This is a genomic window from Phyllobacterium sp. GQ127, from assembly GCF_059758635.1.
In genome coordinates, this window is the sequence record NZ_JCAXDZ010000001.1 from 1,382,948 (window position 1) to 1,398,061 (window position 15,114).

General features: G+C 51.5%; 20 protein-coding genes. 14 read left to right on the top strand and 6 right to left on the bottom strand.

Annotation, left to right across the window (positions count from 1 at the left end; genetic code table 11):
- Nucleotides 1-351: 351 nt before the first annotated feature.
- The 3 genes from AC6CHM_RS07035 to AC6CHM_RS07045 all read left to right on the top strand — a co-directional run bounded on the left by AC6CHM_RS07035 (nt 352) and on the right by AC6CHM_RS07045 (nt 1,366).
- On the top strand, nt 352-567 hold the full coding sequence (locus tag AC6CHM_RS07035) for a cold-shock protein (RefSeq protein WP_008124224.1): 216 nt from the start codon (nt 352-354) through the stop codon (nt 565-567).
- Between the two features lie 64 nt (nt 568-631).
- A complete protein-coding gene (locus AC6CHM_RS07040; RefSeq protein ID WP_337354466.1) occupies nt 632-880 on the top strand; it encodes a hypothetical protein in 249 nt (82 codons plus the stop codon).
- Between the two features lie 60 nt (nt 881-940).
- Complete coding sequence (locus AC6CHM_RS07045; protein ID WP_498172498.1) at nt 941-1,366, top strand: BA14K family protein; 426 nt, start codon at nt 941-943, stop codon at nt 1,364-1,366.
- A gap of 40 nt (nt 1,367-1,406) precedes the next feature.
- Here the strand turns inward: AC6CHM_RS07045 and AC6CHM_RS07050 are convergent, their stop codons facing one another.
- The 3 genes from AC6CHM_RS07050 to AC6CHM_RS07060 all read right to left on the bottom strand — a co-directional run bounded on the left by AC6CHM_RS07050 (nt 1,407) and on the right by AC6CHM_RS07060 (nt 3,507).
- Nucleotides 1,407-2,051, bottom strand: a complete 645-nt coding sequence (locus AC6CHM_RS07050) for an MBL fold metallo-hydrolase (protein WP_307279528.1) — start codon at nt 2,049-2,051, stop codon at nt 1,407-1,409.
- A gap of 116 nt (nt 2,052-2,167) precedes the next feature.
- On the bottom strand, nt 2,168-2,479 hold the full coding sequence (locus AC6CHM_RS07055) for a hypothetical protein (protein WP_115052423.1): 312 nt from the start codon (nt 2,477-2,479) through the stop codon (nt 2,168-2,170).
- A 137-nt stretch (nt 2,480-2,616) separates the two neighbouring features.
- Nucleotides 2,617-3,507, bottom strand: coding sequence for a branched-chain amino acid aminotransferase (locus AC6CHM_RS07060; protein ID WP_336439711.1), 891 nt, complete (start codon nt 3,505-3,507; stop codon nt 2,617-2,619).
- A gap of 245 nt (nt 3,508-3,752) precedes the next feature.
- On the opposite strand from AC6CHM_RS07060, the gene AC6CHM_RS07065 reads away from it, so the two are divergent.
- The 3 genes from AC6CHM_RS07065 to AC6CHM_RS07075 all read left to right on the top strand — a co-directional run bounded on the left by AC6CHM_RS07065 (nt 3,753) and on the right by AC6CHM_RS07075 (nt 6,469).
- Nucleotides 3,753-4,256 (top strand): MarR family winged helix-turn-helix transcriptional regulator, encoded by a 504-nt coding sequence (locus AC6CHM_RS07065; RefSeq protein ID WP_307279534.1) that lies wholly within the window; start codon nt 3,753-3,755, stop codon nt 4,254-4,256.
- Nucleotides 4,257-4,287: 31 nt separating this feature from the next.
- Nucleotides 4,288-5,016, top strand: coding sequence for a response regulator (locus AC6CHM_RS07070; RefSeq protein WP_307279537.1), 729 nt, complete (start codon nt 4,288-4,290; stop codon nt 5,014-5,016).
- Between the two features lie 157 nt (nt 5,017-5,173).
- Nucleotides 5,174-6,469: a sensor histidine kinase gene (locus AC6CHM_RS07075; protein WP_435530168.1), complete on the top strand. Its 1,296-nt coding sequence runs from the start codon at nt 5,174-5,176 to the stop codon at nt 6,467-6,469.
- 14 nt (nt 6,470-6,483) lie between these two features.
- Here the strand turns inward: AC6CHM_RS07075 and AC6CHM_RS07080 are convergent, their stop codons facing one another.
- The gene (locus AC6CHM_RS07080; RefSeq protein ID WP_498172500.1) at nt 6,484-6,819 is read right to left on the bottom strand and encodes a tRNA-binding protein; all 336 of its coding nucleotides are present in this window, start codon (nt 6,817-6,819) and stop codon (nt 6,484-6,486) included.
- Between the two features lie 38 nt (nt 6,820-6,857).
- Nucleotides 6,858-7,358, bottom strand: a complete 501-nt coding sequence (locus tag AC6CHM_RS07085) for a type III secretion system chaperone family protein (protein WP_115052418.1) — start codon at nt 7,356-7,358, stop codon at nt 6,858-6,860.
- Nucleotides 7,359-7,907: 549 nt separating this feature from the next.
- On the opposite strand from AC6CHM_RS07085, the gene AC6CHM_RS07090 reads away from it, so the two are divergent.
- Nucleotides 7,908-8,081, top strand: coding sequence for a hypothetical protein (locus tag AC6CHM_RS07090; protein ID WP_307279543.1), 174 nt, complete (start codon nt 7,908-7,910; stop codon nt 8,079-8,081).
- A gap of 17 nt (nt 8,082-8,098) precedes the next feature.
- Here the strand turns inward: AC6CHM_RS07090 and AC6CHM_RS07095 are convergent, their stop codons facing one another.
- Nucleotides 8,099-8,395, bottom strand: a complete 297-nt coding sequence (locus tag AC6CHM_RS07095) for an accessory factor UbiK family protein (protein WP_115053225.1) — start codon at nt 8,393-8,395, stop codon at nt 8,099-8,101.
- Between the two features lie 169 nt (nt 8,396-8,564).
- Between AC6CHM_RS07095 and lgt the strand changes: the two genes are divergently transcribed.
- From lgt to AC6CHM_RS07130, 7 genes are all read left to right on the top strand, one after another.
- Nucleotides 8,565-9,416, top strand: coding sequence for a prolipoprotein diacylglyceryl transferase (gene lgt / locus AC6CHM_RS07100; protein WP_307279546.1), 852 nt, complete (start codon nt 8,565-8,567; stop codon nt 9,414-9,416).
- Nucleotides 9,413-10,495, top strand: coding sequence for a class I SAM-dependent methyltransferase (locus AC6CHM_RS07105; RefSeq protein WP_336439709.1), 1,083 nt, complete (start codon nt 9,413-9,415; stop codon nt 10,493-10,495). The genes lgt and AC6CHM_RS07105 overlap by 4 nt, the downstream gene beginning before the upstream one ends.
- 67 nt (nt 10,496-10,562) lie before the next feature.
- Nucleotides 10,563-11,354, top strand: coding sequence for a peptidoglycan editing factor PgeF (pgeF, locus tag AC6CHM_RS07110; protein WP_307279552.1), 792 nt, complete (start codon nt 10,563-10,565; stop codon nt 11,352-11,354).
- A gap of 4 nt (nt 11,355-11,358) precedes the next feature.
- Nucleotides 11,359-12,510, top strand: coding sequence for a M24 family metallopeptidase (locus tag AC6CHM_RS07115; RefSeq protein WP_498172502.1), 1,152 nt, complete (start codon nt 11,359-11,361; stop codon nt 12,508-12,510).
- A gap of 62 nt (nt 12,511-12,572) precedes the next feature.
- On the top strand, nt 12,573-13,178 hold the full coding sequence (locus tag AC6CHM_RS07120; protein WP_498172503.1) for a hypothetical protein: 606 nt from the start codon (nt 12,573-12,575) through the stop codon (nt 13,176-13,178).
- 144 nt (nt 13,179-13,322) lie between these two features.
- On the top strand, nt 13,323-14,255 hold the full coding sequence (locus AC6CHM_RS07125) for a ribose-phosphate pyrophosphokinase (protein WP_008124277.1): 933 nt from the start codon (nt 13,323-13,325) through the stop codon (nt 14,253-14,255).
- Between the two features lie 214 nt (nt 14,256-14,469).
- Nucleotides 14,470-15,108: a 50S ribosomal protein L25/general stress protein Ctc gene (locus AC6CHM_RS07130; RefSeq protein WP_115052412.1), complete on the top strand. Its 639-nt coding sequence runs from the start codon at nt 14,470-14,472 to the stop codon at nt 15,106-15,108.
- Nucleotides 15,109-15,114: the final 6 nt, after the last annotated feature.

The following is a 15,114-nucleotide window of genomic DNA, read 5'->3' on the forward strand; positions in this document are numbered from 1 at the left end:
AGGCATAGGTTTGCAACATACATATAACGACGTAATTTCTACATGCCTTGCTCATAGCGGCAACGCATTTCTACCTATTCACTCAAGTGGTAGAAAAACTTTTGCTTGCCAAAAAAGACTTATTCTAGCAGTCTCAAAGCGTTCGGGCATCTATGAACACTGGAAGACTGGAAGAACGGCGCGCCGGAACCGCAAGAATACCGGGTCGGGAGCAATCCCGGCAATGATCGGCTCCTTTCCTGAATTCGAGAATTGCCTGCATGACCTCCGTCGGAAGTAAGTACAGAAGACGGCACTACCAATCCCGCAAACCCGGAGGGGAACGCGGTAATTTAGAAAAAGGAACTGAGCATGGCACAGACCGGTACGGTCAAATTCTTCAACAGCGAAAAAGGTTTTGGCTTTATCAAGCCGGATGACGGAGCAGCGGATATTTTCGTTCACATCTCTGCAGTACAGGCATCCGGGCTTACAGATCTTGCAGACAATCAGAAAGTTTCGTTCGATACAGAGCCAGATCGCCGTGGTAAGGGCCCAAAAGCAGTGAATATCTCGATTACAGAGTAAATTCTGTAACCGCACTGCCATTTTAGCCCGCCAAACGGGGCGGGCCTGAGCGATCTATGCTTGAATGACATTTGTTGAAATCCCCTTTTCGCACGGGGATTTCAATCTTCTTGACCAAGAATTTGAAACCAACTCGTCAGATTGGTTTCAAGTATCTTTATCGCGCCTTGGAATTGCTGAAATCATGTGTCCTGTTCCCCCCTCCGGAACAATGTTTGACTGGATCAGCAAGGAACAAACTGCCTTGGTCGCCGTTCAGCCTGCATTCATTCTGAGATGGTTAAAACAACATTACGGTTGGCGGTCTAAGTGATCGCGACCCAAAATAATCAAGCGGCGTAGAAAATCGCCAAGATGCTTCAAGGAGGCACAGATGAATAAGGGTATGAAAATTGCCATTCTTGCAACTGCTGTAGCTGCGACCGTCATCGCACCACTGTCGACAGCGTCAGCTGATCATCGCTGGCGTCATTATGATCGTGGTTATCGTCATCATCACCGCGGCGGCGACGCTCTAGCCGCCGGTGCTATTGGGCTGGCAGCCGGCGCGCTGATTGGTGGTGCACTTGCGCAACCGCGCGAACCGGAAGTGATTTATCGTGACTATGACGACCGTCCCACATACAGGGCTCCGGTTCGAGTGTACCGCCAGGTCGAAGCACCGCGCTATTATGGATCGGCTCAGCCTTGGACTCGCGCTTGGTATCGCTATTGCACGGATCGTTATCGGTCTTTCAATCCGGAAACAGGAACATTCCGCGGCTATGACGGACGTGACTATTTCTGTAACGCAAACTAAATTTTGAACTAAAACCGCCGGTCATTCCGGCGGTTTTCATTTATTCGTTCAAAAACGGGTTGGTACGACGCTCTTCCCCAAATCTTCCACCCGGACCGTGACCGCAGATAAACCCGATATCATCCCCCAGCGGCAGAAGTTTTGTCGTGATTGAATTGATTAACACAGCGTGATCGCCGCCAGGCAGATCAGTCCGTCCAACGGAACCGTTAAAAAGCACATCTCCAACGTGAGCGAACTTGGCTTTCTTATTGTAATATACAACGTGACCAGGAGCATGTCCCGGACAATGCAGGACTTCAAACAAATGATCACCAAACGACACTGTGTCCCCGTCGCTTAGCCAGCGATCCGGTGTGCAATTGCGCACATTCCCCGAGATTCCGTATTGAAGCGCCTTTTCTTCCAAGCTTTCCAATAAAAAACGGTCGGCCTCATGCGGTCCAACAATATCAACAGCCAGTGCTTCTTTCATATCCATGGCACCAGCGGCATGATCAATATGACCATGGGTCAGCCAGATTGCCTCGATTATGATCCCATTTGACTGAATGGCGTGAAGCACCTGATCATTGTCCCCACCCGGGTCAATAAGCACACCCCGCTTGTCATCGCTGTCGAAAAGAATGGTGCAGTTTTGTTGAAAGGCCGTGACGGGAATAATACCGGCCTGCAATTGTCCCATAATATCTAAATCCTATGTCATTCACTGATCAAACCGCAAAGAACCTAATGTAACAGCATACCAAATGAAAAGGGCGGTCTAAGCGACCGCCCCAACAAATCTTCATCTAGCAATGATCAGGTCTTGGCCATTGAGTTCTTTATGGCTCCCACAATTGCGGTCAAGATGATACCGCCAATACCACCGCCTGCAATTTGGCCGACAATAGCACCAATATCGAGCCCGGAAGATGCAACCGCATCCGCAACGACTGCTGCGCCACCTGCACCCAGATATTGGGTTAGATAACCGCCAATCAATCCGCCAACACCGCCTGCGACAGTATTACCGGTTGTACCAAGGCTGAGATTTTTAAGAAGACCGCCGACAATATTGCCGCCGACACCACCAGAGATAAGCTGGATAACGATAGGAAGAAGCGCTTCCATAATGGACACCCCGTCAACGTTTCAACGTCAGACTCATGCCTGACATACATCATGATGACTAAGTTTTAAGCAATGTCAAACAGCCTGATACCACAATCGATTTGTATCAGGCTTGTAATGTTGACCGAAAATTGCGGTTATTCTGCTGCGACTTTCTTGGGCGTTACTTCTGCAGCGTAGTCATTCATCAAGTTAATGGCGATTTCGCCTACCGTGAATTTGTATGAACCAATCTCAGATACGGGCGTAACTTCAGCAGCAGTTCCTGTCAGGAAACATTGCTCAAAGTCTGCCATCTCTTCGGGCATGATTACCCGCTCGATAACTTCATAACCTCTGCGCTTGGCAAGATCGATAACCGTACGCCGCGTAATCCCGTCCAGGAAACAGTCAGGTTTTGGCGTATGAATTACGCCGTTCTTCACGAAGAACACATTGGCCCCCGTCGCCTCAGCCACCTGCCCGCGCCAATCCAGCATCAATGCATCTGCATAGCCTTTGGCTTCAGCCGCATGCTTTGAGATCGTGCAGATCATGTAAAGACCGGCAGCCTTTGATTTAGAAGGCGCGGTCTTGGGATCTGGACGGCGGTATTCAGCCATATCGAGCCTGATACCTTTCAGCTTTTGCGCTGGATCAAAGTAGCTCGGCCATTGCCAGATCGCGATCGCAACATTGATCTTGTTCGCTTGCGCCGAAACGCCCATGGACTCGCTTCCGCGCCATGCAATCGGACGCACATAAGCATCTTGAAAACCCTGCTTCGCCAAAAGCTTCCGGCAGGCATCGTTAAGCTCGTCAACAGAATAGGGAATCGTAAAGCCAAGAATTCGCGCGGATTCGTGCAACCGTTCCGTATGTTCGTTCAGCTTGAAAATTTCGCCACCATAGGCACGCTCACCTTCAAACACAGAGCTTGCATAATGGAGGCCATGTGTAAGTACATGGACCTTTGCATCTGCCCAGCGAACAAATTCGCCATTCATCCAGATGTAACCTTCAAGCTGATCGAATGGAACGGATGCCATGTTTTCCTCCAGGCCTTATCCTGATGTTTTACGGGGATTTGCCTTCCGCCAACTGGTCCCGCTTCCCAATTGGTGTACCATTGCCCTTCAGCACCAATAGGCGTTTCATTACGGAAAGTTTCCAGAAACACGTATTGGCTTTTCGATTCATTCAAAATGCAGCCAACAGCTTGCCAAAAATTATCAGCAGTCTAAAATTAAGTCAACAACGCTGACATAATCTTTTCCAAGACCGGGGACCTTGCATGAAATCTTATACACCAGATAGGCACATTGAGACAGCCCTGACCGAGCAGCACGCCAAGGAACTCGATATTATCGAGCTGTTCTTCTTTGCCTATCGCGACTTTACCGCCGACCCGGATATGATACTGGAGAAGCTTACTTTCGGGCGGGCGCACCACCGTGTTCTCTATTTCGTCAATCGAAAGCCCGGCATGACCGTTGCAGAATTGCTGGAAGTTTTAAAGATCACCAAGCAAAGCTTGGCACGCGTTCTCAAGCAATTGATCGACACCGGCCACATTGTGCAGATACAAGGGCCGCGCGATCGGCGGCAGCGCGAACTCTACCCCACGCATCAGGGGCGTGAGCTTGCACTTGAATTGGCAGCACCGCAATCACGCCGCATTGCCAATGCATTGGAACAGCTCGATCCAAGCGACCGGGCGGTGATTGAGCATTTTCTCAAAGCCATGGTAAATCCCGCACAGTGGCAACAGATCGACAGCCTGCCGAAGTCAGGATAGATATAGGTTCCACTTGGTGAAGAGGGGATGCATGGTACAGGATACAGAAAAAACACCCGTTAGCAGCGATCTCGCGCTGTCGGACGATGCCCCACATTTGCTGATCGTTGATGACGATACCAGAATTCGAAATCTACTGTCCCAATATCTGACAGGCAGCGGCTTTCGCATTACGGTAGCGGCCAATGCCGACGAGGCAAGACGAAAGCTTGCCGGCATAGATTATGATCTGCTCATCCTCGATGTTATGATGCCGGGCGAAAGCGGTATCGCTTTGACTCAAGCTCTGCGTCAGGAAAAAAACGTTCCGATTCTCATGCTTACCGCGCTCTCGGAAACAGACAGCCGCATTACCGGTCTCGAAGCAGGCGCAGACGATTATCTGCCCAAACCATTCGATCCGCGTGAACTGATACTCCGCATCAACAATATTCTGCGGCGTGGCGCTCCCGCTACACAGGCGAAGATCGAGCAGATCGTATTTGGACCCTACACATTCGTCATCGCAAAACGCGAGCTGAAACGGTCAGGGGATTTGATTCGTCTCACCGATCGCGAACAGGACATCATGGCGATTTTCGCTGCCCGCGCGGGTGAAACTGTTCCACGTCACGAACTGACCGGACAGGAAGGAGACGTAGGTGAGCGGACAATCGACGTTCAGATAAATCGCCTGCGTCGCAAGATCGAGAACGATCCTGCAAATCCGGTTTGGTTGCAGACAGTACGAGGCGTTGGCTATAAGTTGAGTGTTGAATAACGAACACGCAAAGCAGGAAGCGCAAGCGGATATCGATGTAATGAGCCCCCCGGACGCCGCAGATCGCGCATTGGCCGTGAAGAAACGCCATTGGCGGCGCAAACGAAGCACATTGCTTGGTCCTTGGCGAAAGCTGACGCGTTGGCTGGCCCGCTGGATGCCCAAAAGGCTCTATGCCCGTTCGTTGATTATCATCATTGCGCCAATGGTGCTGTTACAATCGCTTATTGCATTCGTGTTTATGGAACGCCATTGGCAGACAGTCACTCAGCGTCTTTCGACTGCCGTGGTGCGGGATATTTCCGGCATCATTGATCTGATGGACACGTTTCCCCAAGATCCTGGCTACGAGAACCTGATCCGCATTTCGCGCGAACGTTTAGCTCTTAACATATCCATATTGCCACCCGACCCGCTCCCCGCGCCCGGTCCCAAACCGTTCTATTCCATTCTCGACAATATTCTGAGTGAAGAAATCACCAAGCAGATTAATCGACCGTTCTGGATCGATACGATCGGGGATTCGGATTTGGTGGAAATTCGAATACAACTCGAGGACAAGGTTTTGCGCGTCTTTGCACGACGTAGTCAGGCTTATGCATCCAACACGTTGATCTTCCTGGTATGGATGGCTGGTTCAGCCCTTGTATTGCTGGCTATTGCGATCCTGTTTCTGCGCAATCAGATTAAACCAATCCAGCAATTGGCCACTGCCGCAGACAGTTTCGGCAAAGGACGAGCACCGCCACCAAACTTCAAGCCCCGCGGCGCCGAAGAAGTGAGGCGCGCTGGTGCGGCCTTTATTGTCATGCGTGAACGTATCGAAAGGCAAATTGAGCAGCGTACAACAATGCTCAGCGGCGTCAGTCATGACCTGCGAACCATTTTGACCCGCTTTAAGCTTCAACTGGCGCTGGTGAGCAACAGGGTCGATACCGAAGCGATGGAACAAGACATAGACGACATGCAGTCAATGCTAGAAGGCTACCTTTCATTCGCACGGGGCGAGGCTGACGAAGAGACCGGCGTCTTCAATCTTGAGCGCCTATTCGCCAAACTCAAGGAAGAAGCGATACTGCTCAAACGGGGATTCACCTCTACCATTCGCGGACAACCGGAAATTCATGTCCGCCCCAACGCGTTTTCGCGATTGATCACCAATCTTGTTTCAAATTCCTTCCGCTATGCGCAGAATGTTTTTGTCGCAGCCGATCATCGCGATGGCTGGCTGATACTGACCATCGATGACGATGGGCCAGGTATCCCGAAAGAAATGCGTGATGAGGTCTTCAAACCATTCTTCAGGCTTGACCAGGCCCGCAACCAGGACGCAGGCGGCACTGGCCTGGGACTTGCAATCGCCTTGGATATCGCTCGTAGTCATGGCGGCGATATTACGCTTGAAGACAGCCCTAAGAACGGCTTACGTGCGATAGTCAAAGTTCCAGCCTGACGAGAACACGTTGCTTAAAACAATTTGCCGCCATTCGGAACCGTATGGCTCACGGTAGCTAGAACAACGTCACCGGCTTCATCGGGAAAACCAAGCGTCAATACCTCTGACATGAAGGGACCGATCTGGCGTGGCGGGAAATTGACCACGGCCATGACCTGCTTTCCCCTTAGCTCTTCCAATGCGTGTCGCTTGGTAATTTGGGCGGAGGATTTTTTGATACCTATCTCTGAACCAAAATCGATCCGTAATTTGAATGCGGGCTTACGCGCTTCGGGGAATATTTCCGCCTCTATAATAGTCCCGACGCGAATATCGACTTTCTCGAAATCATCAAAACTGATGGTCATGATTTCTCAACTCCACCGCCTAGCCCATTTCAGGAAAATCAGGCTGATCCAACGGTTTCGAACAAAATGCTGTCGAGCGATTCCCGCGCTGTTGAGCCGGACCAGACGACAAACTGGAAAGCCTGGAAATAGGTTTCGCATGCATCGAGCGCACTCGAAAGCAAAACTTCAACCTGTTTACTGGTAGGCTCGGCACCGCCGGAAAGAAGCAGGGACTGGCGATACATGACCGCACCCTCCTGCCTCCAGAGATCAAAATGTCCCATCAGCAATTGCTCATTGACCAATGAGAGAAGCCGCATCACTTCATTGATGCGAGGCTCGCTGATGGCGATATCGAAAGCACAGGCCAGATGCAGGGCTTCAAAGTCTTCCATCCACGAAAAGGATATCTGGTAATCGGTCCAGCTACCTTCGACCGTAATCGCAATCTCATCTTCACCGGTGCGCTCAAATGCCCATTCGTTTGCATGGGCAACGTGCTCGATCACATCTACGGGATGTAAGTCACGCGCAATCTCTAGTTCCAGAAGGCTCATCGCCATTACCTGCTAAATCGAATCTCGTATAACGCTGCGGGAGATACAGCGCACCCAAACCAAGCACACCAAATGTTTTCTGCACGTCAACATAGACCCACGCTGAATGCGGTAACATTTTTTAAACTCACCGGCAGGCAGAACACACCAACCGGGTTGCGGCCATGAACTTACGGACCGCTGCATGAACACTGAAACGAATCATGCAGTAATTTCAGTGTATTGATGCTGAGTCACAGCGCCAGTCCCCTTTTGACCAATTGACGAGAATGGGTGTGGACAGAAGTTAGGAAAAAGATTCACTTGGTCGCTTTAACTGACTCTAAGGAAACAGTTTTCGGCGATTTCCACCTGTTGATAAATACTTAAGATTTATTTTGGGGATAGTGGTCCGCGGGAGAGAAAAACGACCAAAGCGGGACTATCAGCGGACCCCAATGGATTAGGGCCTAAAAAACTTCGTCATATAGTCGATATCAAAACGTCTTAGCTTGTTATTTCCAACGCGGCTCTCGCGGGAGTCTGGAACGGTCAAACAGGAGAACGAGCATGTCCGATGCAACTGAACCAACAGTCAAAGCCGTACAAAAAAACGATGATGGCAACTGGTATTATGTCGTCACTAAAGACGGCGTAGAAGGACCGAAGGTCGGCCCTTATGATACGGAAGAAGAGGCAATCGCCGACGGTGAAGAAAGCCTGGCCGAAGACGACATTGCCTAGATAATTTCAAATAGGCACTAAGCCTTTTTGGCACGCGATGAGGTAGGCTTCGCCGATTCGTCTTTTTTGCCAACCAGCGCCTCCAAGGCCTCGATACGTGCTTGGAGGGCTGTATTCTCCGCCCGGGCCCTTATTGCCATTTCACGCACAGCTTCAAAATCTTCACGCTGGACAACGTCCATTGTATTGAGCAGACGCTCCGCCTGACCTCGAAATGCGGTTTCAACTTCGCGGCGCACGCCTTGGGCAGCACCGGCAGCATCTGTAACGAGCTTTGCCAGTTCATCGAGAACGCGATTTGATCCATTGGTCATTGCAGATACCTTTCTGGTTTCACCATTCAAATAATGACCACTTATAATGATTGCAAGCAAGTTAGCGCTAAGCCAGCCCGGACAAATGTTACCGCAGATGCGGCTTGACGCCTATCACGCCCTCGCGCATGGTCCCGCAAAATCGAGAAAACCGAGACGGAGTGTCCTTGTGAGCGAGCTACTTGTACCGACATTTGCTGCGATAGCTTTCCCCGAGATCGATCCGGTTATCTTTTCCATAGGTCCCATAGCGGTACACTGGTATGGACTTGGCTATGTGGTCGGTATTCTTTTTGCTTGGTGGTACGCCAAGAAACTCATCAGCAAGCCACGACTTTGGGCAAACAATACCCCGCCAATGAAGCCCATAGATCTCGACGATTTCGTCTTGTGGGCCGCACTGGGTGTAGTTCTGGGTGGCCGTATTGGCTACATTCTCTTCTACGATTTTGCCAAATACATCGCCAATCCTTTGGACATATTCAAGGTTTGGGAAGGCGGAATGTCATTTCATGGCGGCATGCTGGGCACGACACTCGCAATGGTACTTTTTGCCCGCTCGCGCAAAATCAATATATCCAGCATGCTTGATACTGTTGCCGCCGGTGTACCGGTCGGCCTTGGCCTCGTTCGCGTAGCAAACTTTATCAATAGTGAGTTGTGGGGCCGAGAGACAGATGTGCCGTGGGGAATGGTTTTTCCGACGGGAGGACCTGTAGTACGTCATCCAAGCCAGCTTTATGAAGCCGCACTTGAAGGTATCGTGCTGTTTGCGGTGCTTGCAGTACTGATCTTCTATGGCCGCAAACTAAAAAGCCCCCGTTTTATCTCGGGCACATTTGTGGCGCTCTATGGATTGTCTCGTATTTTTGTCGAGTTTTTCCGCGAGCCGGATGCTCAACTCGGCTATCTTTTTGGCGGCTGGTTGACGATGGGCATGGTGCTTTCAATCCCAATGGTCATTATTGGTCTGGCGTTTATCTTGTCCGCGCGCAACCCTGAGGTAAAAACGCAACGATGAGTTTAAAGCAGCGCATTATCCGGCAGATCGAGACAACGGGTCCGATCAGCGTGGCAGATTATATGGCTTTGTGCCTGTTCGATCGGGATAATGGCTACTACACAACACAAGAACCCTTCGGCAGAAGTGGCGATTTTATCACCGCCCCGGAAGTTAGCCAAATGTTCGGCGAACTCATTGGTGTCTGGTGCGTTGGAGCCTGGCAAGCACTAGGGTCTCCGCAACATTTCAGCCTTTGTGAAGTGGGGCCCGGCCGCGGGACCTTAATGAACGATCTTTTACGCACCGCCGGAAAAATTTCGCCCGCCTTTATGAAGGCGGCCAAGGTAATAATGGTTGAACTTAGCGAGCGGTTGACCAAAATTCAGCAAGAAGCGCTGGCGCAGCACACAGCAGACATCGAATGGCGTAAAACTATCGCCGAAATTCCGGCGAACCCGCTGATCCTTGTTGCCAATGAACTTTTCGACGCAATCCCATCAAGGCAATATGTGAAATCAAATGGTCGCTTTGTCGAAAGAATGGTTTCTGCCGACAGTGAGGGCAATCTGTTTTTTGCTGCAGGCTCTGGTTCTCTTGAAAAGGCCCTGTTGCCCGGCAGCAGCGATACTGCGGCAGATGGCAGTATTTTCGAAATCGCTCCCGCTCGCAACGCGCTCATGCATCAGATCGCCAACCATATTTGCCGCGAACGCGGAGCAGCATTGCTTGTTGATTATGGCCACCTGGAACAAGGTTATGGCGACACTTTGCAGGCATTGAGCCAGCACAGGCCGATCAATGCCCTTAGCACGCCGGGCGCAGCGGACATAACGACCCACGTCGACTTTCATAGTCTCGCGCAATCTGCCCGTGCTGAAGGGTGCAAATCCAGCGCAATGACACAAGGCGATTTTCTCATTGCCATGGGGTTGTTGGACCGCGCCGGTGCTTTAGGGCAAGGCAAATCTCCCGACGTTCAGGAGCAACTGCATATTGATGTTGAACGTCTAGCCGGACCCACCGAGATGGGAACCTTATTCAAGGTTCTGTGTATAACAGATCCTGCCACCCATACATTTCCTTTTCAGACAAAATGAAACGGAAGATTGACTTCGTCCGAGAGCTAAATCACCATCCGCAGCCTTTGGGAGAAACCACTCCACGATGAACACGTACGAAAAACCAGCACCACTGCGTTCTTCCCTGCTGGGCTCACCCGGGCAAAACCGAATCGATCATGGATTTTTCACCAGAAAAGGTGGTGTCTCTGATGGTATTTATCGCGGCCTTAACGTCGGTAGCGGCTCCAATGACAATCAAGTCAATGTCACGGAAAACCGACGGCGGGTTGCAGAAACGTTAGGCGTGCCACTTTCTCAACTTGTGACGGTGCATCAGGTGCATTCGCCGGACGTCATAACCGTGACGTCTCCCCTCACTGGAGACCGGCCCAAAGCCGACGCTATGGTAACGGCCACGCCCGGTATAGTGATAGGCGCATTGTCGGCCGACTGCGGTCCAATTCTTTTCGCCGACCCGGACGCTGGGGTCATCGGCGCGGCTCATGCCGGTTGGCGTGGCGCCATTGGTGGCGTGCTGGGCAACACGGTCGAGGCCATGATCGGGCTTGGTGCCAAACGTGATCGTATCCAAGCTGTTCTGGGACCTACCATTGGTCCCGACAATTACGAAGTGGGCCGGGAATTCTACGAGCAATTCGTCTCAACGAATTCGTCATTCAGTAAATTTTTCCGCGAATCAACCAATGAAAACCATAAGATGTTTGATCTTTGGGCATTCATAATCACACAGCTTGAGCAAGCAGGTGTAAATGCTTCAGCACTTGAACTGTGTACCTATGCTGATGAAGACCAGTTCTTTTCCTATCGCCGCACCACGCACCGCAACGAACCAGATTATGGCCGGCAGATATCGGCCATTACAATTACGGAGTAGCATTATGGGCCTTCATTTCGAACCGGAAGAATTCAATGCGCGCCGTGATCGTTTGATGATGGTCATGGCCGAGCAAAAGCTTGATGCGATCCTGCTCTTTGCACAGGAAAGCATGTATTGGTTGACCGGCTACGATACTTTTGGCTTTTGCTTCTTCCAATGCCTCGTTGTCAAAGCCGATGGTAGTAATGTGCTGATGACCCGCTCGGCCGATTTGCGGCAGGCGCGGCAGACCTCCAATATTGAAAACATCATTGTTTGGGCAGATCGGGACAATGCCAATCCGGCGGCGGATTTGCGCGAACTGCTTAATGACCTTGATCTGCTGGGCTGTCGCATCGGTATTGAATATCAAACCCACGGTCTAACGGCGGCCAATGGTCGAAAGTTGGATGAGCAGCTTGCAGCCTTTGGCCAACTCGTGGATGCATCCGGACTTGTGGACAAGCTTCGTGTTCTCAAGAGTCCAGCTGAAATCGTCTATAGCCGCAAGGCTGCCGAACTCGGCGACGATGCTCTCACCGCAGCTTTGAAACTAATAAAGGCAGGCGCGGATGAAGGCGTCATTCTAGCTGCCATGCAGGGAGCAATTTTTGCTGGCGGCGGCGATTATCCGGCCAACGAATTCATCATCGGTTCGGGCGATGATGCATTGCTCTGCCGTTATAAGGCTGGCAGGCGCAAGCTTACGAAAAATGACCAGCTGACGCTCGAATGGTCGGGTGTCTATCGACATTATCATGCGCCAATGATGCGTACCGTCCTGACGGGCAAGACATCGAAGCGCCACCAGGAGCTTTACGACGCTGCACTCGAAGCACTGCAGGCTGTTGAAGCGGCCATGACGCCGGATTCCACCTTTGGTGATGTGTTTGATGCGCATGCCAAGGTAATGGAAGAGCACGAGTTGACCCGCCACCGCCTCAATGCATGCGGCTATTCAGTCGGCGCCCGCTTCACGCCGTCTTGGATGGACATGCCCATGTTCTATTCGGGCAACCCTGAACGCATCCAGCCGGATATGACCTTGTTCGCCCATATGATTATCATGGACTCCGACAGCAATACGGCCATGACATTGGGCCAGACCTACCTTACAACCAATGGCAAGGCGGAAACGCTTTCACGCCAACCTCTTGACTTGATCGTGAAATAAAACTTTTGTCAGCTTTGCTTATCAAGCCGCTTTTGCGGTTGCTTAATGGGGTTTGAGTGAAGATGAAGTTGCGTAACGCACTGACTTGCACCGTCACCGCTTTCATGATGATCGTTTTGAGTGGGTGCAACAGCTCTGAAAATACCTTGGGCGTCACCAAATCCGATCTGCCACCGGCGCAAGGTGGTGCAACAGGAGCGCCGGGAACTGATCCGGCAGCGGCTCCTGTGCCAGGCAATACGCCAACCACAGGTACGGCTTCGGCCGCCACCGGAACTGCAATGCCTACAGGTGTGTCGCAGACCGCTAAACTGCGTTTTGCGCCTATTGTTGGCGCACCTATTGCCGCTGCTACACCACTGTCCCAACGCCTCTCGGCACTTGCCAAGCAAAAAGGTATTGTTTTGGGCACCGCTGGCGATACGGACAATACCCACATTATGAAGGGCTATTTCTCTGCCCTGCCCGATGGCAATCTGACCACGATAATCTACGTGTGGGACATCCTTGATCCGGCGGGAACACGCCTTCATCGCATACAAGGGCAAGAAAAAGTGCCCGGCGGTGCGGCTGATCCATGGAGTTCCGTGCCAGCAGCAACGATGGAAGGCATAGCTGACAAAGCAATCGGCGGCTATCTATCGTGGGTTTCAGGCTCCAAGACGTGACATATTTACACGTTTGAGGGCTTAACCTTGTCCAACTGTGCATGAATCGACTCTGCCCGCTTGCAATGTGCGTCAGTCACAGTAAAAGGCGCGCCATACCCTTATTTTGGCTGACGCTCTGAAAAAGACGTGAGGAAATACAGCATGAAACTCTTCGCGGGCAATTCCAATCGTGTTCTCGCTGAATCTGTAGCCAAGTATCTTAATATTCCACTCGGCAAAGCAAGTGTACGGCGTTTCGCCGATGAAGAGATTTTCGTCGAGATTCAAGAGAATGTTCGAGGCGAAGATGTCTTCGTCATGCAATCCACGTCCTACCCGGCAAATGATCATTTGATGGAACTGCTCATCATGATCGATGCCTTCCGTCGTTCGTCGGCAAAACGTATCACGGCGGTTCTCCCCTATTTCGGTTATGCCCGCCAAGACCGTAAACCCGGTCCGCGCACGCCAATCTCCGCGAAGCTCGTGGCTAATCTGATCACCGAAGCTGGTGCAAATAGAGTTCTGACGCTTGATCTGCATGCTGGCCAGATCCAGGGCTTCTTCGATATCCCGACTGACAATCTTTACGCCGTGCCAGTTATTGCCCGTGATGTTCGCTCCCACTACGGCACTTCAAACGTGATGGTCGTATCTCCTGATGTCGGCGGTGTGGTCCGCGCCCGCTCATTGGCAAAGCGCATTGATGCGCAGTTGGCTATTGTTGACAAGCGCCGCGATCGTCCGGGCGAATCCGAAGTGATGAATGTCATTGGTGATGTCAGCGGCAAGGACTGCCTGCTGTTCGACGATATTGTTGATTCGGGCGGCACGCTTTGCAACGCTGCCGAAGCGCTACTCGCAAAAGGCGCAACAAGCGTTACTGCTTATATAACGCATGGCGTACTTTCAGGCGGCGCGGTTGCCCGCATCACCGGCTCCAAGCTGAAGGAACTGGTTATAACTGATTCCATTCAGCCAACCCCTGCCGTCAATGCTGCCCATAATATCCGTGTATTGCCCATTTCTGATCTGATCGGCGAAGCAATTGCACGTACCGCATCGGAAGAGTCGGTTTCCAGCCTGTTTGATTGAGGTTGCTACGCTCATAACTTGCACAATCGTGATCTTTCCGTTATAGAGCCGCCATCCGCGTAGACACCCTTGGAGGCAACGCGGAATGAGGCGGCCAATCATCTGTTACGGGATCTCTCGTTGGGATGGCCTTTGGGCCGCTTCATGTTTTTTGGATTGTCATTCATTTGACCTTGCAGGAACACTCCAGATTTGAACCTCGAAAGGAAATGCCATGAGCGAAGCATACGAGCTCAAGGCCGAGGCGCGCGAACGGGTTGGTAAGGGGTCCGCCCGAGAAATTCGCCGCAACGGTAAAGTGCCAGCAGTCATCTATGGTGACAAAAAGGCGCCAATCTCGATTACCCTCGACTACAAGACGCTGTACTACAAGATCCATGGCGGCGGTTTCAAAACCACCATTGCCAACATCATTCTTGACGGCAAGTCGATCCAGGTCCTGCCAAAGGACTACCAGCTTGATCCGGTCAGCGACAAACCAGTTCACGTTGACTTCCTGCGTGTATCGGCCAAATCGGTCGTAAACGTACATGTGCCGATTCACTTTCTTAATGACGAGCTTTCGCCTGGCATTAAGCGCGGCGGCGTTCTCAACATCGTTCGTCACGACGTTGAGCTTCATGCGCCAGCCAATGCCATTCCGGAAGCAATCGAAATTGATTTGACCGGCAAGGTTATCGGCGATTCGATTCACATTTCTGATGTTACCCTGCCAAAGGGTGTGACACCGGTTATTCAGGATCGTGACTTCACCATTGCTACCATTGCTGCTCCTGCCGTTCTCGCTGCTGAAGACGAGACAACGGAAGCCGCAGTTGAAAGCACTGAAGCAGAAGAAAAAGAAGGCGAATAATCGCCT